This window comes from Streptomyces lincolnensis (assembly GCF_021173675.1).
Lineage (GTDB): Bacteria > Actinomycetota > Actinomycetes > Streptomycetales > Streptomycetaceae > Streptomyces > Streptomyces lincolnensis_B.
Window position 1 is genome coordinate 334,658 of record NZ_JAIHON010000008.1, and the last position, 20,323, is coordinate 354,980.

19 protein-coding genes are annotated in these 20,323 nt (G+C 71.4%); 9 read left to right on the plus strand and 10 right to left on the minus strand.

The genetic code is table 11. The features are described from left to right. The first annotated feature begins 97 nt into the window (after positions 1–97). Entirely contained in the window at positions 98–1,636 is a 1,539-nt protein-coding gene (locus K4B79_RS25310) for an MFS transporter (RefSeq protein WP_232029197.1), read from the plus strand. A 105-nt stretch (positions 1,637–1,741) separates the two neighbouring features. Here the strand turns inward: K4B79_RS25310 and K4B79_RS25315 are convergent, their stop codons facing one another. Next, positions 1,742–2,251: a MarR family winged helix-turn-helix transcriptional regulator gene (locus K4B79_RS25315; RefSeq protein WP_232029198.1), complete on the minus strand. Its 510-nt coding sequence runs from the start codon at positions 2,249–2,251 to the stop codon at positions 1,742–1,744. Positions 2,252–2,363: 112 nt separating this feature from the next. Between K4B79_RS25315 and K4B79_RS25320 the strand changes: the two genes are divergently transcribed. After that, positions 2,364–3,152: a dioxygenase family protein gene (locus tag K4B79_RS25320; RefSeq protein ID WP_232029199.1), complete on the plus strand. Its 789-nt coding sequence runs from the start codon at positions 2,364–2,366 to the stop codon at positions 3,150–3,152. 392 nt (positions 3,153–3,544) lie between these two features. Next, complete coding sequence (locus K4B79_RS25330) at positions 3,545–4,540, plus strand: sigma-70 family RNA polymerase sigma factor (protein ID WP_232029200.1); 996 nt, start codon at positions 3,545–3,547, stop codon at positions 4,538–4,540. Between the two features lie 492 nt (positions 4,541–5,032). Here K4B79_RS25330 and K4B79_RS25335 read toward each other — a convergent pair whose 3' ends face one another. Next, positions 5,033–5,995, minus strand: coding sequence for a helix-turn-helix transcriptional regulator (locus K4B79_RS25335; RefSeq protein ID WP_232029201.1), 963 nt, complete (start codon positions 5,993–5,995; stop codon positions 5,033–5,035). Positions 5,996–6,057: 62 nt separating this feature from the next. On the opposite strand from K4B79_RS25335, the gene K4B79_RS25340 reads away from it, so the two are divergent. The 5 genes from K4B79_RS25340 to K4B79_RS25360 all read left to right on the plus strand — a co-directional run bounded on the left by K4B79_RS25340 (position 6,058) and on the right by K4B79_RS25360 (position 12,232). Beyond that, complete coding sequence (locus K4B79_RS25340; RefSeq protein ID WP_232029202.1) at positions 6,058–7,620, plus strand: MFS transporter; 1,563 nt, start codon at positions 6,058–6,060, stop codon at positions 7,618–7,620. Positions 7,621–7,823: 203 nt separating this feature from the next. Then, a complete protein-coding gene (locus K4B79_RS25345) occupies positions 7,824–8,585 on the plus strand; it encodes a DeoR/GlpR family DNA-binding transcription regulator (RefSeq protein WP_232029203.1) in 762 nt (253 codons plus the stop codon). A 12-nt stretch (positions 8,586–8,597) separates the two neighbouring features. Further along, positions 8,598–9,545: a 1-phosphofructokinase gene (pfkB, locus tag K4B79_RS25350; protein ID WP_232029204.1), complete on the plus strand. Its 948-nt coding sequence runs from the start codon at positions 8,598–8,600 to the stop codon at positions 9,543–9,545. Between the two features lie 217 nt (positions 9,546–9,762). Then, a complete protein-coding gene (locus K4B79_RS25355) occupies positions 9,763–11,862 on the plus strand; it encodes a PTS fructose transporter subunit IIABC (protein WP_232029205.1) in 2,100 nt (699 codons plus the stop codon). 115 nt (positions 11,863–11,977) lie between these two features. Beyond that, on the plus strand, positions 11,978–12,232 hold the full coding sequence (locus K4B79_RS25360) for a hypothetical protein (protein WP_232029206.1): 255 nt from the start codon (positions 11,978–11,980) through the stop codon (positions 12,230–12,232). Between the two features lie 108 nt (positions 12,233–12,340). Here K4B79_RS25360 and K4B79_RS25365 read toward each other — a convergent pair whose 3' ends face one another. The 4 genes from K4B79_RS25365 to K4B79_RS25380 all read right to left on the minus strand — a co-directional run bounded on the left by K4B79_RS25365 (position 12,341) and on the right by K4B79_RS25380 (position 17,201). Further along, complete coding sequence (locus tag K4B79_RS25365) at positions 12,341–13,087, minus strand: DUF6227 family protein (protein ID WP_232029207.1); 747 nt, start codon at positions 13,085–13,087, stop codon at positions 12,341–12,343. A 244-nt stretch (positions 13,088–13,331) separates the two neighbouring features. Beyond that, positions 13,332–14,552 carry a L,D-transpeptidase gene (locus K4B79_RS25370; RefSeq protein ID WP_232029208.1) on the minus strand — a complete coding sequence of 407 codons (1,221 nt, stop codon included), beginning with the start codon at positions 14,550–14,552 and terminating at the stop codon, positions 13,332–13,334. Between the two features lie 257 nt (positions 14,553–14,809). Continuing rightward, the gene (locus K4B79_RS25375; RefSeq protein ID WP_232029209.1) at positions 14,810–15,838 is read right to left on the minus strand and encodes a P1 family peptidase; all 1,029 of its coding nucleotides are present in this window, start codon (positions 15,836–15,838) and stop codon (positions 14,810–14,812) included. Positions 15,839–15,941: 103 nt separating this feature from the next. After that, positions 15,942–17,201: a low temperature requirement protein A gene (locus tag K4B79_RS25380; protein WP_269463899.1), complete on the minus strand. Its 1,260-nt coding sequence runs from the start codon at positions 17,199–17,201 to the stop codon at positions 15,942–15,944. A gap of 130 nt (positions 17,202–17,331) precedes the next feature. Between K4B79_RS25380 and K4B79_RS25385 the strand changes: the two genes are divergently transcribed. Continuing rightward, the gene (locus K4B79_RS25385; protein ID WP_232029211.1) at positions 17,332–17,565 is read left to right on the plus strand and encodes a hypothetical protein; all 234 of its coding nucleotides are present in this window, start codon (positions 17,332–17,334) and stop codon (positions 17,563–17,565) included. Between the two features lie 13 nt (positions 17,566–17,578). Here the strand turns inward: K4B79_RS25385 and mscL are convergent, their stop codons facing one another. From mscL to K4B79_RS25405, 4 genes are all read right to left on the minus strand, one after another. Then, positions 17,579–18,055, minus strand: a complete 477-nt coding sequence (gene mscL, locus K4B79_RS25390) for a large conductance mechanosensitive channel protein MscL (RefSeq protein WP_232029212.1) — start codon at positions 18,053–18,055, stop codon at positions 17,579–17,581. A gap of 138 nt (positions 18,056–18,193) precedes the next feature. Continuing rightward, on the minus strand, positions 18,194–18,832 hold the full coding sequence (locus K4B79_RS25395) for an RcpC/CpaB family pilus assembly protein (RefSeq protein ID WP_232029213.1): 639 nt from the start codon (positions 18,830–18,832) through the stop codon (positions 18,194–18,196). Between the two features lie 163 nt (positions 18,833–18,995). Next, positions 18,996–19,829, minus strand: a complete 834-nt coding sequence (locus K4B79_RS25400) for an S-methyl-5'-thioadenosine phosphorylase (protein ID WP_232029214.1) — start codon at positions 19,827–19,829, stop codon at positions 18,996–18,998. 130 nt (positions 19,830–19,959) lie between these two features. Further along, positions 19,960–20,289, minus strand: a complete 330-nt coding sequence (locus tag K4B79_RS25405; protein ID WP_232029215.1) for an FmdB family zinc ribbon protein — start codon at positions 20,287–20,289, stop codon at positions 19,960–19,962. Positions 20,290–20,323: the final 34 nt, after the last annotated feature.

Genomic DNA, 20,323 nt, shown 5'->3' on the forward strand with positions numbered 1-20,323 from the left:
CAGAACTCCGAGCTCCAACAGCTCGCGACGCAGTCGTCGCCGAGCCGTCCCTTTCGACACGCTTTTTCCGTTACGAAGTCCCGAAGTGGGTATCCCCATGTCTGAAACAGCCTCCAAGGCTCGCGGCGCCGCCGACACCGGCGACGCCAACCGCTGGAAAGCGCTCGTCTTCATCGCGCTCGCCCAGCTGATGGTCGTCCTGGACGCCACCATCGTGAACATCGCCCTGCCGTCGGCCCAGGCCGACCTGGGCATCTCCGACGGCAACCGGCAGTGGGTCGTCACGGCCTACGCCCTCGCCTTCGGCGGTCTCCTGCTCTTCGGCGGCCGCATAGCCGACCTGTGGGGCCGCAAGAACGCCTTCGTCGTCGGCCTGATCGGCTTCGCCGCGGCCTCCGCGCTCGGTGGCGCGGCCACCAACGAGGCCATGATGTTCGGCTCCCGCGCCCTCCAGGGTGTGTTCGGCGCCCTGCTCGCGCCCGCCGCGCTCTCCCTGCTCGCCGTGATGTTCACGGACGCCAAGGAGCGCGCCAAGGCCTTCGGCATCTACGGCGCGATCGCCGGTGGTGGCGGTGCCGTGGGCTTCATCCTCGGCGGTGTGCTCACCGAGTACCTGGACTGGCGCTGGACCTTCTTCGTGAACATCCCGTTCGCGGTCGTCGCCGCGCTCGGCGCGTACTTCGTCATCCGTGAGCCCAAGGGCGGCCGCAACCGCAACCCGCTCGACATCCCCGGCGTCCTGCTCTCCACGCTCGGTCTGGTCGCGCTGGTCTACGGCTTCACCCGCGCCGAGTCCGACGGCTGGGGCAACTCCGTGACCGTGGGCATGTTCGTCGCCTCCGCGGTCCTGCTGATCGCGTTCGTCGTCACCGAGGCCAAGGTCAAGGCCCCGCTGCTGCCGCTGCGCGTGGTCACCGACCGCAACCGCGGCGGGATCTACCTCTCTCTCGGTGTCGCGATCATCGCGATGTTCGGCACCTTCCTGTTCCTGACCTACTACCTGCAGATCGTGAAGGGCTACACGCCGATCAAGACCGGCTTCGCGTTCCTTCCGATGATCGCGGGCATGATGATCGGCTCCACCCAGATCGGCACCCGGCTGATGACCCGGGTCCCGGCGCGGATGCTGATGGGCCCCGGCTTCCTGGTCGCCGCGGTCGGCATGCTCCTGATGACCCAGCTGGAGATCGGTTCGTCGTACGCCTCGATCATCCTGCCGGCGATGCTGCTCCTCGGTCTCGGCATGGGTACGGCCTTCATGCCCGCCATGTCCCTGGCCACCCTGGGCGTCGAGCCCCGGGACTCCGGTGTCGCCTCCGCGATGGTCAACACCTCGCAGCAGGTGGGCGGCGCGATCGGTACGGCCCTGCTGAACACCATCGCCGCCTCGGCCACCACCTCCTACGTCGCCGACCACATCGGCTCCGCGACCTCCCGGTCGCAGCAGCAGCTGGTGGCGCTGGAGGGCCAGGTGCACGGGTACACCAACGCGATCTGGTTCGCCGTCGGCATGCTGGTACTGGCCGCCGTGATCGTCGTGACGTTCGTCAACGCCGGCAAGCCCGACACCCACGCGGTCGCGGGTTCCGGCGAGAACGCCGAGGATGAGGTGGCGGTACCGGTCGTCGCCCACTGACGCCGACCGTCCCGTCGTACCCCCTTCGGGCCTTCGTACGTACGGGGAGGGGACGCTCCGTACGTACGATCCCCGGACCTGCCCCGGTTGCGCCGAGTGAGCGGCTCAGCGCAACCAGGGCAGGTCCGCACCCGCTTCGTTCGGCTGAAGTCCCTCGGCGACGATCTGCATGATCTCGCCGAGGGACTTCTGCTGTTCCGGGGTGAGCCGGTCGAAGAGCGCGTTGCGTACGACCGCCACGTGGCCCGGGGCGGCCTGCTCCAGGGTCTGCAGGCCCTGGTCCGTGAGGACGGCGAACTGGCCCCGCTTGTCGTCGGGGCAGTCCTCGCGCCGGACCCAGCCGTTCTTCTCCAGACGGGCGATCGCGTGGGAGAGCCGTGAGCGGGTGATCTTCGCGTGCATCGCCAGCTCCGTCATCCGCAGCCGCCGCCGCGGGGACTCGGCGAGCTTGACGAGGAGGCCGTAGTAGATGTGCGGCATGCCCGCGTCGCGCTGGAGCTGACGGTCCAGGTGGTCTTCGAGGAGCGTGCTGGCGTGCACGTAGGCGCGCCAGACGAGCTGTTCCTCTTCGGTGAGCCAGCGAGGCTCTTCAGCGGATGTAGGTGCCGTATTCATGTACTCCACTGTACGAGGACTCTCCTTGAATATTAAACAAGTTCGGCGTAAGCTCTGGAAAGAAATAGCTTGAGGTTTCAAGTGCCCTGTCCCGCCGGAGGGAGCCGCAGCCATGTCCGCCGCCACCGAGGAGCGCATGCCCGCCCTCTACCTGAGCCATGGCGCCCCACCGCTCGCCGACGACCCGGTCTGGCCCGGTGAACTGGCCGCCTGGTCGGCCGACCTGCCTCGGCCCAAGGCGATTCTCATGGTCTCCGCCCACTGGGAGGAGGCCCCCCTGGCCCTCGGCGCCATCGAGACCGTCCCTCTCGTCTACGACTTCTGGGGCTTTCCCGAGCACTACTACAAGGTGACGTACGCGGCGCCCGGAGCCCCCCAGCTCGCCGAAGCCGTGCGCAAGCTGTTGCGTACGCCGGGTACGCCCGTCCAGGACATACCCGACCGCGGCCTGGACCACGGTGCCTACGTTCCACTGGTCGAGATGTTCCCCGACGCCGACATTCCCGTCCTCCAGATCTCGATGCCGACCCTCGACCCGGTCCGCCTGATGGACATCGGCCGCCGGCTCGCCCCTTTGCGGGACGAGGGCGTACTCATCGTCGGTTCCGGGTTCTTCACCCACAACCTGGCCGCGCTGCGGCACGGGGGAGAGGTGCCGGGCTGGTCGGCCGAGTTCGACGACTGGGGCCGCCGGGCACTGGACTCCGGCGACGTGGACGCGCTGCTCGACTTCACCCGCAAGTCCCCGGCGGGCCTCCTCGCCCACCCGCGCACCGAGCACTTCGCCCCCCTCTTCGTCACGATGGGCGCGGCGGACGCGACCGGCGAGCTGGACACGCGCAGGTCGGTGATCGACGGGTTCTGGATGGGGCTGGCGAAGCGGTCCGTGCAGTTCGGATGACCCGCCCTGGCAACCATCGGGCGGCGCGGGCCGTCTTCTGGGTGGGAGGGTGACCAAGGGCGGCGCCCTTCCGGAGTGAAGACCTCAGCGGAGATCTCGGCGAAGATCTCAGTGCCGACTGTGATGGCCGTCTCGCGTACGCAGTGGTCGCGGTTGCCGGTGAGGGAGGCGGGGCCACCCTCGACTCCCGGCCTGACCTGCGCCTCCGTACGTTCCGGCGACATCACTCCTGCGCGTGTGGCGGCACAGGGTACTGCATGATCAGAAAAATAGAGGTACGGGTCGGGAATTCTGTCCGGATTCCAGTCGTTGTATCCAACAGATGCAGGGCACCCGAGGAGAGTGCCGAGCATCCCCAGGACCCGCTGACCTCACATCGCAAGGGAGCACGCATGGCAACCCGTGCCGTCGCCCGTCGTCAGTCCGCCACCGGCCGGACCGGCGCGGCAAGCAGTGTTCGCGCCCATGGCGGCGAGATCGCCGACCGCGACCTGGTCGGCATGTATCTCGACGAGATCGCGCGCACCCCGCTGCTCGACGCCGCCAAGGAGGTCGAGCTGTCCCAGACCATCGAGGCGGGGGTCTTCGCGCGGCAGGTCCTCGACGGATACGAGGAGTCCAAGGCGGACGCCTCCCGCGAGGAGCTGGAGGCGCTGGTCGAGGAGGGTGAGCGGGCCAAGGACGTCTTCATCCGGTCCAACCTGCGCCTGGTCGTCGCCGTGGCCCGCCGTTATCCCCGCAGCGGCCTGCCCCTGCTGGACCTGATCCAGGAGGGGAACGCCGGCCTGGTGCGCGCGGTCGAGAAGTTCGACTACCGCAAGGGCTTCAAGTTCTCGACCTACGCGACCTGGTGGATCCGTCAGGCCATCACCCGCTCCATAGCGGACCAGTCGCGCACCATCCGGCTCCCCGTCCACCTGGTGGAGGAGCTGGGCCGGATCCGCCGTGTGCAGCGCGAGTTCAACCGTGAGCACGGCCGCGACCCGGAGCCCGCGGAGATCGCCGCCGAGCTCGGCTCCAACGCCGAGCGGGTGACGGACGTCCTGGACTGGGCCCGCGACCCGGTCTCGCTGAACATGTCGGTCGACGACGACGGCGACACCCAGTTCGGCGACCTCCTGGAGGACACCTCCGCGGTGTCGCCGGAGCAGTCGGTCCTGACCCTGCTGCGCAGCGAGGAACTGGACGACCTGATCGGCCGCCTCGACCAGCGCACGGCCTCCATCATCAAGATGCGGTACGGCATCGAGGACGGCCGGGAGCGCACGCTCACCGAGGTCGGCAAGGAACACGGCCTCACCCGCGAGCGCATCCGCCAGATCGAGAAGCACGCCCTGCTGGAACTGAAGAAGCTGGCCCGTTCCACCGGGTTCGACGCGGCGGCGTAGGGCCGCCGCCCCGGGGGCGTGCGACGCGATGGTCGGCGTGCGCCCGGTGGCGAAAGACAGCGCAAACGTGGCTGTGTAACGCCGCTTCAACACACGGAGCCACGGGAACAACCTTTCTGGGCCCCTGTGTTCGAGTCCGGAGCCGACTCCCGGACCCTCCCCGAGCCAAGTCCCGACGCACTCCCCCCGGCGCCGGGACTCTCCCCGAGCCGGACTCCGGCGCCCCTCCCCCCGGGCGCCGGGGTCCGGCTCCCCTCACACAAGTGGCGAGCCACCCCGTACCTGAACCCCGGGGTGACCCGCCGAAGGGCAGATTCTGTCATACGGGGATCACGGGGGGTGGTCCGCTCAAGCTGCGGGCAATCGTGCCGCCCAGGGCGGCACGGGTGGGCGCAGGCGGCACCCGCAAGCGCGGGCGAGCGCCCCCACCCCCCCAGCCGCACCCCGGGCAACTGGAACACCCAGGCCCAGCAGCACCAACAGCCCCCGACCTCACCCAGCCGCCCGCACCAACCGCTCCCCCAACTCCCGCACCCCCCGCACCAGTTCCGCAGGCTCCTCGACCCGGAACTCCACATCCAGCATCGCCAGCCGAACAGCCAGCCACTCCACCGCGTCCCCCACAGACCCCCGCACCCGACACCGCCCCTCACCCACAGCCTCCGGCACCCCCAACCACCCCGGCACCCGCTCCGCCACCACCGACACCGGCGCCTCGAACAGCACGGAGAACTCGTACGCCTCCTGCCGCTGGTACATCGACCGCCGCAGATACTCCGCCGCGCTCCCCGTCGGCAACTCCCGAGGAGCGAAGCGCGCCCCGGTGGCGAACGGCTCGCTCACCCGGTCCACCCGGAACGTCCGCCAGTCGGCACGGTCGAGGTCGTAGGCCACGAGATACCAGCGCCGCCCGGTCGACACGAGCCGGTACGGCTCCACGACGCGCCGTGAGTCGACCCCGTCCCGCGCCCGGTAGGCGAACCGCAGCCGCTCCTGCCCGGCCACGGTGGAGGCCATCACCGTGAGCGTCTCGGGCGCGATCCTGGCCCCGTCCCCACTGGTCAGCGGAGTCGTCGCGGCCTGCAGCGTGGCGACCCGGTGCCGCAGCCGCGACGGCAGCACCTGCTCCAGCTTGGCCAGCGCCCGCACGGACGCCTCGTCCACCCCTTCGAGCGCGTGCCCCGCGCCCGCCCGCAGCCCCACCGCGATCGCCACCGCCTCCTCGTCGTCGAGGACGAGCGGCGGCATCGCCTTGCCCGCGACCAGCCGGTACCCGCCGTCGCTGCCCTTGGTCGCCTGCACGGGATAGCCCAGTTCCCGCAGCCGGTCGATGTCCCGCCGGACCGTGCGCCGGGACACCCCGAGCCGGTCCGCGAGCTCGCCGCCGGGCCATTCGCGGGGCGTCTGGAGGAGGGAGAGGAGCGTCAGGAGCCGGGCCGGCGTATCCGTCGTCATGAGTTCGAGGATGCCGTAGAACTAGGACATGATCTGACCTATTGAGGTCATAGCTTCGAAGCATGACCTCCACCGAGACCACCCTCAGCACCCAGCCGGACGGCGTACGGCCGGACAGCGCGTCACCCGTCCCGGGCGACCGCCGCCGCTGGTTCGCCCTGGCCATCGTGATGACCGCGGCCTTCATGGACCTCGTCGACGTCACGATCGTCAACATCGCCATCCCGTCGATCCAGCGGGACGCGGGCGCCTCCGTCAGCCAGATCCAGTGGATAACGGCCGGGTACGCGCTCGCCTTCGCCGCCGGCCTCGTCACCGGCGGACGGCTCGGCGACATCCACGGCCGCAAGCGGGTGTTCCTCCTCGGCATCGGCGGCTTCACCGTCGCCTCCGCGCTCTGCGGCCTCGCCGCGAACCCGGAGATGCTGGTCGCCTCCCGGATCCTCCAGGGCGGCATGGCGGCGCTGATGGTCCCGCAGGTCCTGTCGATCGTGCACGCCACCTTCCCGGCCCACGAGCGCGGCAAGGTCTTCGGCCTCTTCGGCGCGATCGTCGGCCTCGGCGCGGTCTCCGGCCCGCTGCTGGGCGCCCTGCTGACCGAGTGGAACCTCTTCGGCCTGGAATGGCGGCCGATCTTTCTGATCAACCTGCCCGTCGGCATCGCGGGGCTCGTCCTCGGCAGCCGCTTCATCACCGAGTCCAAGGCACCGAAGGCCCTCAGGCTGGACCTCGTCGGCGTCGCGCTGGTCGTCGCGGGACTGCTGATGCTGCTCTACCCGCTCACCCAGGGCCGCGAGCTGGGCTGGCCGCTGTGGGGGTACGTCACGATGGGCGGCGCGGTCGTGGTCTTCGGCGCGCTGGTGGCGTACGAGCGACGCAAGACGGCACGCGACGGCTCCCCGCTGATCGAGCTGTCCCTGTTCCGCGTGAAGAGCTTCGCCGCCGGTATCGCCGTGCAGACGGTCTTCGGGGTCGGGCTCGGCATCTTCTTCCTGGTGTGGACCCTGTACATGCAGATCGGGCTGGGCTGGACCGCGCTGCGGGCCGGGCTGACCGGCGTCCCGTTCTCGATCGCCGTCTCGACGGCGGCCGGCCTTTCGGTGCAGAAGCTGGTCCCGCGCTTCGGCCGCAAGGTCCTCCAGGCCGGCGCGCTGACCATGGCGGCGGGCGTGCTGCTCTACATCTGGGAGTCCGAGCGCTACGGCCTCGGCATCGCCTCCTGGCAGATGGCGCTGCCCCTGGTCGTCATGGGCGTCGGCATGGGCCTGATCGTCGCCCCGCTGACGGACGCGGTGCTCTCCGAGGTGCCCCGCGAACACGCGGGCTCGGCCTCCGGCCTCATCAACACCGTCCAGCAGATGGGCAACGCCCTCGGCCTCGGCCTGGTCTCCGTCGTCTTCTACGGCGTCATCGGCGACCGTCTGCCCCCCACCGAGGTCGGCCCGGCCTTCGTGGACGCCTTCCAGCACGCGCTGGGCTGGGTCGCGGCCGTGATGGCGGTGATCTTCCTGCTGATGTTCGCGCTGCCCAAGCGGCCGGCGCAGCATGTGGAGGGCTCCGCGGAGCCGGAGCCGACGGCGACCGTGACGGTGACGGCGGAGAAGGCGCCCGAGCTCGTGTCCTGAACGCGGCCGTGGCGTGACCGTGCCGCGAGGGGCCCGCACCTGGGATCAGGTGCGGGCCCCCTGCCGTATCCGACGCCGTATCCGGACACACCCGGAAGCCCGGTCGCGCCCGAATCGCGTCCGAACCTGTTTACTTTCCGGAAATCCGGGCGTAGCCTCCGACTGAAACCACACGTTCGGGCATGAGTCGGAGGCGAACGGACATGTACGCACCGGAGCGGCAGCAGGAGATCCTCCGGCTCGCCCGTGACGGCGGCCGGGTGGACGTGGTGTCGCTGGCGGAGGAGTTCCAGGTCACGGCGGAGACGATCCGCCGGGATCTGAAGGCCCTCGACCGCGCCGGTCTGCTGCGCCGGGTGCACGGCGGGGCCATCCCGGCGGGCCGTCTCGACTTCGAGCCGGACCTCGCCGAACGCGAGAGCACCGCGGCCGACGAGAAGGACCACGTCGCCAAGGCGGCCCTCGCGGAGCTCCCGACCGAGGGCACGCTGATCCTCGACGCCGGCACGACGGTGGCCCGCCTCGCCGCCGCGATCCCGCTGGAGGCCTCCCTCACCGTCGTCACGCACAGCCTGCCGATCGCGGCCCGCCTCGCGGACCACCCCGGCATCCAGCTCCACCTCGTCGGAGGACGCGTACGGCACCGCACGCGCGCCGCCGTCGACGCCTGGGCGCTGCGCGCGTACGGCGAGATCAGGGCCGATGTCCTCTTCGTGGCGGCCAACGGCTTCTCCGCCGAGCACGGCCTGACCACCCCCGACCTCGCCGAGGCCGCGGTCAAGCGCGCGGCGCTCGCCGCCGCCCGCCGCGTGGTGCTGCTCGCCGACTCCTCCAAGCACGGCCAGGAGCACTTCGCCCGCTTCGGCGACCTGAGCGACGTGGACCTGCTGATCACCGACAGCGGGTTGAGCCCCGAAGACGCCACCGCGATCGAGCGCGGCGGCACGGAAGTGCTGTGTGTCTAGAAACGAGTGCGCATGATCCTCACCGTCACCCCGAACCCGTCCCTGGACCGCACCTACGAGGTCCCCTCGCTGGAGCGCGGCGAGGTCATCCGCGCCACCGGCGAGCGTATGGACCCCGGCGGCAAGGGCGTGAACGTCTCGCGCGCCGTCACGGCCGCCGGGCAGCGCACGGTCGCGGTGCTGCCCCTGGGCGGTGCGCCGGGCGCCCTCGTGGCGGAGCTGCTGGACGCGCAGGGCATCGAGGTGGCGCGGGTGCCGATCGCCGGGGGCACCCGCTCCAACATCGCGCTCGCCGAGTCCGACGGGGTGCTCACGAAGATCAACGCGCCGGGTCCCGAACTGTCGGCCGCCGAGCAGGAACTGCTGCTGGAGACGGTCCGCGAGCAGTCGCGCGACGCGGACTGGATCGCCTGCTGCGGCAGCCTGCCCCGCGGGCTCGCGCCGTCCTGGTACGCCGATGTCGTCGCCCGGGCGCACGCCGGGGGCGCGCGGATCGCGCTGGACACCTCGGGGCGCGCCCTGCTCGAAGCGCTGCGCGAGCGCCCGGACGTGGTGAAGCCGAACGCCGAGGAGCTCGCGGAGGCCGTCGGCCGTCCTCTGTCGACGGTGGGCGACGCGGTCAAGGCGGCCGAGGAACTGCGCGCGATGGGCGCGCGGGCCGTCCTCGCCAGCCTGGGCGCGGACGGACAACTCCTCGTGGACGACGACGGCGCCTGGTTCGCGAGCGCCCGCGTGGACGTCGTACGCAGCAATGTGGGCGCGGGCGACTCCTCGCTCGCCGGTTTCCTGATCGCCGGCGGCAGGGGCCCGCAGGCTCTGGCCTCGGCGGTCGCCCATGGCGCGGCGGCCGTACAGCTGCCCGGCAGCGTGATGCCGACGCCGGACGACCTGGACCCGTCGGCGGTGACCGTGACGGCCGAGGTGCCGGTGGACCGCGTACTGAAGGAGCCGGTGTCATGACGACCCGTGTGCCGCGCGGACCGGCCATAGTGCGGCGGGGCTCCCCCTTACCCGCCGCGGCCGAAGGGAGGCGGGGCCACCTGAGCCGCCCCGCCGCCCGGCGGAGGCGGGGCCTTCCCGGCCTCGCCCCCGCCACCCCCCAGAACCCCCACAGCATCCCCGTCCCCACCCCCGCCCACCCCACTCCCCGGGCGGCCCGCGTGCGAAGGAGCCCGCGATGAGCGACATGATCACCGCGGACCTGGTCGATCTCGACCTGTCCGCCGATACCAAGGAAGCGGCGGCGCGTGCCCTCGCCGAGCGCATGGTGAGCCTGGGCCGGGTGACCGACCTGGAGGGCTTCCTCGCCGACGTGGCCGCCCGCGAGGCACAGATGCCGACCGGCCTCGACGGCGGCATCGGCATCCCGCACTGCCGCAGCGCCCACGTCACCGAGCCGACGCTCGCCTTCGGGCGCAGCGCCGCCGGCATCGACTTCGGCGCCGCGGACGGTCCCGCCGACCTGATCTTCCTGATCGCCGCGCCCGCCGGCGCCGACGACGCCCACCTGACGATCCTGTCCTCGCTGGCCCGCCAGCTGATGAACACCGAGTTCACCGACGCGCTGCGCTCGGTGGGCGACGCGGCGGCCGCGGCGGCGCTGATCCACGGGGACGAGGCGCCTGCGGCGGCCGACGAGGCGAGCACCGCCTCCGAAGACTCCGTTGCGGCATCGGCGGCGGCCTCCGCCGATGCCGCAACGGCCGACACCCCGGAGACCTCCTCGGGCGAAGGCGAGCGTGCCGGTTCCGGTGCCGCTGCCGGTGACTCCGAGCGGCCCTTCCGGATCGTCGCCGTCACCTCCTGCCCGACCGGTATCGCCCACACCTACATGGCGGCCGAGTCCCTGGAGAACGCCGGCCGCGAGGCGGGTGTCGAACTCGTCGTCGAGACGCAGGGCTCGGCCGGCTTCGAACGGCTCGACCCGGCCGTCATCGAGGCGGCGGACGGCGTGATCTTCGCCCACGACGTCCCCGTACGCGACAAGGACCGCTTCGCCGGCAAGCCGACCGTCGACGTCGGCGTGAAGGCGGGCATCAACCGCCCCGCCGAACTGATCACCGAGGTGCGCGGCCGGGCCGAGCGCGGTGAGGTCACCGCGGCCTCCAAGGGCGGCACGCCGGTCGAGCGGGCCGGTGACGCCGGCGACAGCTACGGCACCAAGCTCCGCAAGTGGCTGATGACCGGCGTGAGTTACATGGTCCCGTTCGTCGCCGCGGGTGGTCTGCTGATCGCCCTCGGCTTCGCGATCGGCGGCTGGGAGATCAACAAGGCGCCCTCGGTCATGGACCACTTCTCCTGGACCCAGATCGACAGCTGGGGCGCGCTGTTCTTCCAGATCGGCGGCGTCGCCTTCGGCTTCCTGATCCCGGTCCTGGCCGGATACATCGCCTACGGCATGGCGGACCGGCCCGGTCTCGTGCCCGGCTTCGTCGGCGGCATGATCGCCTCCAACATCGCCGCGGGCTTCCTCGGCGGCCTGGCCGCCGGTCTGCTGGCCGGTGGCGTGGTCCTCGCGATCCAGCGGGTCAGGATCCCACCGGTGCTGCGCGGCATCATGCCGGTCGTGGTGATCCCGCTGATCTCCTCGATCGTCGTCGGCTTCCTGATGTTCGTGGTGATCGGCAAGCCCATCGCCGAGGCCCAGAAGGGCATGACGGACTGGCTCTCCGGCCTCTCCGGCACCAACGCGATCCTGCTCGGCGTGCTGCTCGGCCTGATGATGTGCTTCGACCTCGGCGGCCCGGTCAACAAGGTCGCGTACGCCTTCGCCACGGCCGGTATCGCCGTGCAGGACCCGAGCGACTCCGCGATGAAGGTCATGGCCGCCGTGATGGCCGCGGGCATGGTGCCCCCGCTGGGCATGGCGCTGGCGACCACCGTCCGCAAGAAGCTGTTCACCCCGGCCGAGCGCGAGAACGGCAAGGCCGCCTGGGTGCTCGGGGCCTCCTTCATCTCCGAGGGCGCGATCCCGTTCGCCGCGGCCGACCCGCTGCGGGTGATCCCCGCCTCCATGGCCGGCGGCGCGGTCACCGGCGCGCTCACCATGGCCTTCGGCTCGACCCTGCGCGCCCCGCACGGCGGCATCTGGGTCACCCTGCTGATCGGCAAGCCGGTCCTGTACCTGCTGGCCATCGCCATCGGTACGGTCGTGACGGCCGGCCTGGTGATCATCCTCAAGGGCCTGCGCAAGACGGCTCCCGGAGCCGGGGCACCCGGCACGGCCGACGGCGCCGCGACCCCGGCTGCGGAGGCGAAGCAGCCGGTCGCCGCGTAAGGCACGGCACCACGGCCTGGGGCTCACGGCACACGGCAGCCGCGTAGTTCACGGCTCATGCGAGATACGTCACGGTCCGGGGCATCCGTCCCGGACCGTGATGTCTACTGGGCGCATGCCTGCGCACGTCTCGCTCTACCAGTTGCTCGGTATGACCTTCCTCGTCCTGGTGACCGTCGCCTGGGGGATCGGACTGGTCCTCGTGCTGCGCCGCGGCCGCGAGCGGGCCGCCCTGTGGCGCGCCGGACATCCCCTGTCCGCGCTGCCGGGGCAACGCCAGGTCGGCCCGCCACGGGAGTCCGTCGAGCTGAGCCCGGCGGAGCGGGACGCGTTCGCGGTACTGGTACGACGGCTCGGCGTCGACCGCTGACCTGACCCCCGTGCGGGGCCCGAACGCCGTGCGCGACCCGGACCCCGTGCACGGCCCGAACCGTGTGAACGCCCCGGACCGTGTGAGCGCCCTGGTGTCACAACCCGCTCAGGAGACCTGCGCCGCCCGCCGCTCCATCGCGTCCCGCGCGGCGTCCTCGCTGACGTACACCTCGCACATGTGCCGCCCGTCCGGCGTCGCCGTGTGCTCGACCTCCCAGAGGGAGATCTCCTCGCCGTCGCGCAGCAGGAACGCGTGCTCGTAGAGCGAGTAGCCCAGCCCGGCGCGGCCCGCGCGGCAGGGGCGCCCGAAGGCCTGCGTGATCTGGTGCGCGCATGCCGTGGCCAGCAGCGCTGCCATGTCCGCGCCCGGACGGTCGGTGTTCTCCGCCCGGCGCAGCAGCCGCCGCGCGTGGTCCGCCGAGTCGTCCGGAACATAGGCGTGCCGCGGGGCGGGAACCGGCGACAGTTGCACCGTCACCGGCAGTTCGAAGTCCGGCGCGTCCGGGGGCAGCGGCAGCCGCGCGGTGGCGACGCGCAGCTCCTCCGCGTCGACGTACACCTCGTGCTGCGGGACGCTGCCCGGCGCGGTGTTGTGGACGAGCTCCCACAGGGTGAGCGCCGAGCCGTCCGCCAGCAGCCAGGTGTGCCGGTACGTCTCGCGGTGCAGCCCCGCGCTGTGGTGCGCGGAGTGCAGCGAACTGTCGTGCGCCAGCGCCCAGTCCAGTCGCCGTATCGTCTCGTCGGGCAGCTCGAAGGAGTTCAGGGCACGGCCGAGGAGCCGCGCGAGGTGCTCCTCCGGAGACTCGGGCGACTCGGGTGGTTCGTACGCTGCCGTCTCGTACGGAACGCTCAAGGTTTCTCCCGGCGTTGCTGCATGTCACCTTGTGGGTGCATACCGTAGCCCCTCGGTCGGACATCATGTCCGGGAACCGAGAAAACGTACGTCCGGAAAACTCGCGGGCCGCGGGGAAAGTTCCCACGCGGCCCGAGGATCCGTCAAAAACCGCCGGTCAGACGCTACTTGCGGGGGCCCGGAGGGTCCGGCGGGTTCAGGGTGCCGGGCCTGTTTCCGGTGCGCCGGGCGCCCGGGTGTGCGCTCAGACGGCGCTTCCGGCGACCCACTCGGTCCACGACATGTTCCAGCCGTTGAGCCCGTTGTCCGGCGCCACCGTCTTGTCGGGGGAGTTCTTCACGATCACCACGTCCCCGAGGAGCGAGTTGTCGTAGAACCACGTGGCGGGCATCGAGGCCCCTCCGCCCCGCACGTCCTGCAGCCCCACGCAGCCGTGGCTGGTGCCCGTGCGACCGAAGGGCGGATTGCCCTTGTTGTACCAGTAGTTGCCGTGGATGAAGGTGCCCGACTGGGTCAGGCGCATCGCGTCCGGGACGTCCGAGATGTTGTACGCGTTCTCCAGGCCGACCGTCCTGCTGTCCATGCGGATCTTCTTGTACTTCTCGGAGATCACCATCTGCCCGTTGTACGTGGTGTGCTCCGGGCTGCCCGCCGAGATCGGCACGCTCCGGACGGTCTTCCCGTCCCGTACCACCGTCATGGTCTGCGTGTTCACGTCGACCGTGGAGACCTGCGAGCGCCCGACCGTGAAGGTGACCGTCTTCTTCTGCACGCCGACGACGCCGTTCGCGCCCTGGACCCCGTCGAGGTCGATTTTCATGGTGACCTTGGAGCCGGCCTTCCAGTACGCCTCGGGCCGGAAGTCGAGCCGCTGCGAGCCGAACCAGTGCCCGACCACCTTCTGCCCACTGCTCGACGACACCGTGATGTGCGACTGCACGGCCTTCTTGTCGCTGATGCCCTTGTCGAAGGTGAAGGACACCGGCATCCCGACCCCGACGGTGGTACCGCCGTCCGGCGTGTAGGTCCCGATGAAGCTGTTGGCCTTGCTGACGGTCGTGAAGGTCGACCTGGAGGTGGTGGTCCTGCCGTCCGTGTCCTTCGCGGTCGCCGATATCTCGTACTTCGTCCCGCGCTCCAGCTGCTCCTTCGGCTTCCAGGCCGCACCGTCCGCGGATATCGCGCCGGGCACGGCCGCACCCGTGGCCGCGACCGTCATCTTCACGGCGGTCAGGTCGCCGTCCGTGACCTTCACCCCGGTCGTGTTGATCGACGCGCCCGTCGAGCCGTTCCGGGCCGAGATGGCGATCTTCGCGGCCGACGCGCTGGGGGATTCCTTGCCGCCCTTGCCGTCGTCCTTGCCGCTGTCGCTGCCACCGCCGCACGCGGTGAGGGTGAGGGCGCCGACCATCAGGACGGCACAGGCCCCGATAGCGCGCCGTGCTGTGGTGTCCGGCGTTGTCACGGGCTGCTCCAGGTTCGTGTGGTGTGTGCGTTCTGCTCCACTGCGTCAAGAAAGAGGGGAATGGTGGCCGGAGAGGTTCCCTCCGGCCACCATGAGTGCCGTCACGTGACGGAACCGGGACAATCGGCCGCCACGCCCGCACCTTTGCGGACCCTCCCCGCGTGGGTGCCCCCGCAGCGCGGGACGACAACCCCTCACCGTCATCGATTCCCCCGCACCCCCTCCTGCGACTGCCCTGCGGCTTCCCTGCGACTTCCCTACGACTCCCCGTACAGCGCGCGGTACGACGGCCACACCCCACCCGGCCCGTCCACCGGCTCGGCGGCGCGCACGGCCCGCACGATCGCGCGCGTCACGACGTCCGCGCCCGCCGCGAGCACCTCGTTGAGCGCCAGGGGGTTCCCGGCGTCCAGGGGGCGCGCGCCCGTCGACAGCGCGAACACCGTGTCCCCGTCGCTGAGCAGATGCACCGGCCGTACGGCCCGCGCGATGCCGTCGTGCGACGTGCCGGCCAGCTTCTGCGCCTGCGCCTTCGACAGCTCCGCGTCGGTGGCGACCACGGCCAGCGTGGTGTTGAGCGGGGGAAGGCCATTCCGCGCGGCGGCCTCGGCGAGGTGCCGGCCCGCGACCTCGTGGACCTCCGGCTCCGGATACGTCGCCCGCCCCTGGAACAACTCCCCGTACAACACGCCCGTCTCCGGGTCCATGACCGACCCGGCGGCATTGGCGACCACCAGCGCCGCCACCGTGATCCCCGAGGCGAGGACGGTGCTCGCGGTGCCGACCCCGCCCTTCAGCGGCCCGACCGCGGCTCCCGTGCCCGCGCCCACGCCTCCCTCCCGCACCGGGTCACCGGGCGCGCTCGCGGCGGCGGCCTCCACCGCGGCCCGGCCGGTGGCCGCGTCGGGCCGCGCCCGGAAGTCACCGCCCCGCCCCAGATCGAAGACACAGGCCGCGGGCACCACCGGCACGACATGCGCCGGATCCGGCCCGACCCGCACCCCGCGCCCCCGCTCCTCCAGCCAGGCCATCACCCCGGACGCCGCGTCGAGCCCGTAGGCGCTGCCGCCCGTGAGGACGATCGCCTCGACCTTCTGCACGAGGTTGCGCGGGTCGAGGGCGTCGGTCTCCTTGGTGCCGGGGCCGCCACCGCGCACGTCCACGGCGGCGACGGCCCCGCCCTCCGGCGCCAGGACCACCGTGGTGCCCGTGAGCCAACCGCCACCGGTCCGCGTCGCGTGTCCCACCCGCACCCCGGCGACATCCGTCAATGCGTCAACTGTCATGCGGCCCAGTCTCGTCCAGCCCGCCCCTCCCCACGACGAGCCCGCACCGGCTCCGAGCTCCGGCGCCTCGACCTTCGGTACCCGGAGCTCCGGCACCCCGCGTTCAGGCCGCCCGTGCCGCCGCCACGCTCTCCCTGGTGACCATGCGCGCCGTCAGCGTCGTACCGACCACCACCGCCAGCGCCGCCACGACGCCCGCCGTGAGCACCGCCCAGTCGCCCAGGAACGTGCAGCCGATCACCAGCAGAGCCGTCGTCGGCAGCACCAGCTGCTGGGCGGTGCCCACCTTGAAGTGGCGCGCGTGCAGCAGCCACACGGTCAGCAGGTACAGCGCCGTCGGCAGGGTCACGGCAGCCGACGCGGCCAGGGTGGAGATGTGCGCCTTGCCGACCGCCTGCTCGACCGCCACCTCCAGGCCCGCGCCGATCGCCGCGGCCGAGGCGAAGACCACGTAGTGGCCGTAACCCCACAGGAACGCCTGCCTGTTGGAGCGCAGATGACCGTGGATGGGCACCACGAAGTAGATCCACCAGGCGGCGAAGATGATCAGCAGACCGCCCGCGGCGATCGGCAGCAGCTCGTCCAGCGCGTCGTTCTCGTCGATGCCCGACTTCACGGCGACCGTGGCCGCCGCGATCGTCTCGCCGAGCACGATGATCGTGAACAGGCCGTACCGCTCCGCGATGTGGTGCGGATGCCAGGACGTGGGGTGGTCCTTCTCGGCGTACGGCGGTACGCACATCTCCAGCAGTGCCATCACCAGGAACACCCACGGCCTGGCGCCCTCGGGCAGGACCAGCAGCCCCAGCCAGCCGATCTGGCAGAGCAGCACACCGCCGGCGTACCGCAGGGCCATCGTTCTCTCCGGGCCCTCGTTCGACAGCGCCACGCGCAGCCACTGCGCCGTCAGCCCGAGCCGCATGATCAGGTAGCCCACCACGACGGCCAGGAACTCGTGGTCCTCGAAGGCCCGGGAGACCCCGGCCGCCAGGACCAGGACACCGGCGATCTGGAGCAGGGTGACCACGCGATAGAGGGCGTCGTCGTTGTCGTACGCCGAGGCGAACCAGGTGAAGTTCATCCACGCCCACCAGATGGCGAAGAAGACCATCGCGTAGTTGAGGATCCCCTCGCCCGTGTGCGCCTCGGCCACGGAGTGCACCAGCTGGATGCCGGCCTGGGCGATCGCCACGACGAAACACAGGTCGAAGAAGAGTTCCAGCGGCGAGGCCACCCGATGCACCTCCTCGCGGCCACGGGCCGTGAGCCTGCGCAGGGGACTGAGGCGTGGGGGCGGACCGGAGGGGCCGGAGGGGCCGGAAGGGCCGGAAGGGTCGGAGGACGGTGGCGAGCTGGATGTCATGAGTCCAAGCACACCAGACGGGGCGCCGGATCGCCCGCGCATGGGCGGACCGGGACGAGAAGCCCGTGCCCGGCCCTGGGAGCGGCCCGCGACCGTCCGTGCCGGAGACGCCGGGCCGTACCCTGGGCCTATGAGCACCGCCCCCGACCCTGCCGACCCTGCCGACCCTGCCGACCCCGCAGCGCCCGCCGACCCCGCCGAGCCACCGGCGCCGCGCCGGCCCAAGGCCGCGTTGATCTTCGACGATCCCCTGGACCAGCAGTCCTCGGACGACACGGACCGCGGGTGGGGCGAGCGACCCGGTACGGACGGGGCGGCCGACCTCAAGCGCTTCCTCGACGAGAAGCCGCCCCACCACCTGTGAGCCAGGACAGGCCCTAGCGCTCGTCGTGCCCCGACCCCCGCTGCTGCGCGACCAGCGCGTCGCGGATCTCCTTGAGCACCTCCAGCTCGCTCACCTCGATGATCTCGTGCGTGCCCTCCTTCGCCTTCCGGCGGGCCTCCACCCGGGCCAGGTACTTCGACATCGGCAGGACCATGAGGAAGTAGACGACGGCCGCGGTGATCACGAAGCTGAGCGTCGCGCCGAGGACGGAACCCCACATGATCAGGACGCCGTCCGTCACCGTGCCGTCCGCGGCCTTGCGGCACGGGTCCTTCAGACAGGTGCTGTAACTGTCGAGGTTCTGGGTGCCGATCGCTCCGACCAGCGGGTTGATGATCCCCTTCACCACCGAGTTGACGATGTTGGTGAAGGCGGCGCCGATGACCACCGCGACGGCCAGATCGACGACGTTCCCACGGGTCAGGAAGGCTTTGAAGCCATCCCAGACGCTCGGCTTCTTCTCGCTCAACTGGGGGACTCTCCTCGTACGAACCGGTTGTGGAACAAACAGCTCCGCAACCTACGTCAGGGCGAGGCAACCTTGTCCAATTGGGTAGCTCGATCGGGGTAGTTGACGGGAACGCACAGACGAACCGGAGCACACCGCTCAACACAGCGTCACCGCCAGCCGTGCCGTCGTGCTCGCGCCGGCGAGGTCCGCCGCGGTGGCGCGGGGCACCGAGAGCACTACCAGGGCCCCGCCCCCGGACGCGCCGTCGGGAGCCTCCGACGCCTCCAACGCCTCCAACGCCTCCGGCACCTTCGTCACCCGCGCCCCGCGCGCCACCACGCGCGCGTCACCGCCCGTCGCCGTCTCCTCGGCGGCGATGACGTCCACCCGGTCGCCCGGGCGCAGCAGCCGCACCGCCGCCCCGTCGGCGATCCGCACCGGCGCCCTGACGAGGTGGACGGCCCGCTTTTCCCGTACGGGATCCGCCACGGGATGCCCACGGGCCCGTTCCGCGTCCCGCGGACCCGCCGCCACGAGCGCGGCCGCGGTGACGGCGAGTCCGATCGCCAGGGCACGCCTGCGGTGTCGCACGAGCCGCTGCAAGGCATACCGCCCGCCGCGCACCCGCACGGGGGCGAAGTGCGGCACCTCGCAGGTCGGCGGGGCGTCCGCCCCCGGCGGGAGCGGGACCGACGACGGGAAGGGAGCGGGGGAGGAGAAGGGAGCGGGGGAGGGAGAGGGGGAGGGGGACGGGAAAGGGGAGGGCGAGCGCGAGGGCGCGGGAGCGTAGGACATGGAAAGGACCACCACCTGTGACGAGAGATCGGCCTGCGATGCCACGATGCGGCTTCGCGCCGATTCCCGCCGGGGCCGGTGGGTTACTGACGGGTTGTGGACAACTCCGCCACCCGAACGAGGAGTTCCGCGACCACGAGGCCGCCGCCCGCACCCCCGTCCGCTACGGCAGCGCGATCCCCGGGTCCATCCCGCCCAGCGCGTTCACGCACAAGCAGTCCCGCTCCTCGGCCGAGGGCAGTGCGGCCACGGCGTCGAACAGCACGCCCCGCAGCCGGTCCACGTTCGCCGCGAAGACCCGCAGCACCTCGTCGTGGGAGACGCCCTCGCCGGTCTCCGCGCCCGCGTCGAGGTCGGTGACCAGGGTCAACGAGGTGTAGCAGAGCTCCAGTTCACGGGCGAGCGCCGCTTCGGGGTGTCCGGTCATGCCCACCACGGACCAGCCCTGCGCCTGGTGCCAGAGCGATTCGGCGCGCGTCGAGAAGCGCGGTCCCTCGACCACGACGAGCGTGCCGCCGTCCACCGCTTCCCAGTCCTGACCGCGCGCCGCCTTCAGCGCGGCCGCCCGGCCGGTCGGGCAGTAGGGGTCGGCCAGGGACACGTGCACCACGTTCGGCACCGTGCCGTCCGGCAGCGGCAGCCCGTCGAAGTAGGTGCCCGCCCGGGACTTCGTACGGTCGACCAGCTGGTCCGGCACGAGCAGCGTGCCCGGTCCGTACTCGGGGCGCAGCCCGCCGACCGCGCACGGGCCGAGGACCTGGCGCGCGCCGACGGACCGCAGCGCCCACAGGTTGGCCCGGTAGTTGATGCGGTGCGGCGGCAGGTGGTGGCCGCGTCCGTGCCGGGGCAGGAACGCGACCCGCCGGCCGGCGACCTCACCGAGGAAGAGGGAGTCGCTGGGCGGCCCGTAGGGGGTGTCCACCTGGATCTCGGTCACGTCGTCGAGGAACGAGTAGAAGCCCGAGCCGCCGATTACGCCGATCTCTGCGTTCGCCATGACCAGCACACTAACGGGCGCCCTCCGCCCCGGGAGCGGGGGTCGTGAAACATCCGCGGCCCCGGCGACCGGGAAGCGGACACGCCGAAGACCCCGCCGTCCCATGACGACGGGGTCCCGGAAGTGAGGGTTACGCCGCGGAGCTGCTGCTGGACGAGCCGCTCGACGTGCTCGACGGCTTCGAGTCCGACTTGGACTCCGACGAGGACGACTTCGACTCCGAGGACGAAGTGGAGGTCGACGCCTTCGAGGACGCCGACGCCGGCGAGCTGCTCGACGAGGAGCCGCGGCTGTCGTTCCGGTAGAAGCCGGAGCCCTTGAAGACGATACCGACGGCGGAGAACACCTTCTTGAGGCGGCCGTTGCAGCTGGGGCACTCGGTCAGGGCGTCATCGGTGAACTTCTGCACCGCCTCGAGGCCCTCGCCGCACTCGGTGCACTGGTACTGGTAGGTCGGCACTGTCTTCCTCCTGGCACTCTCACTCAATGAGTGC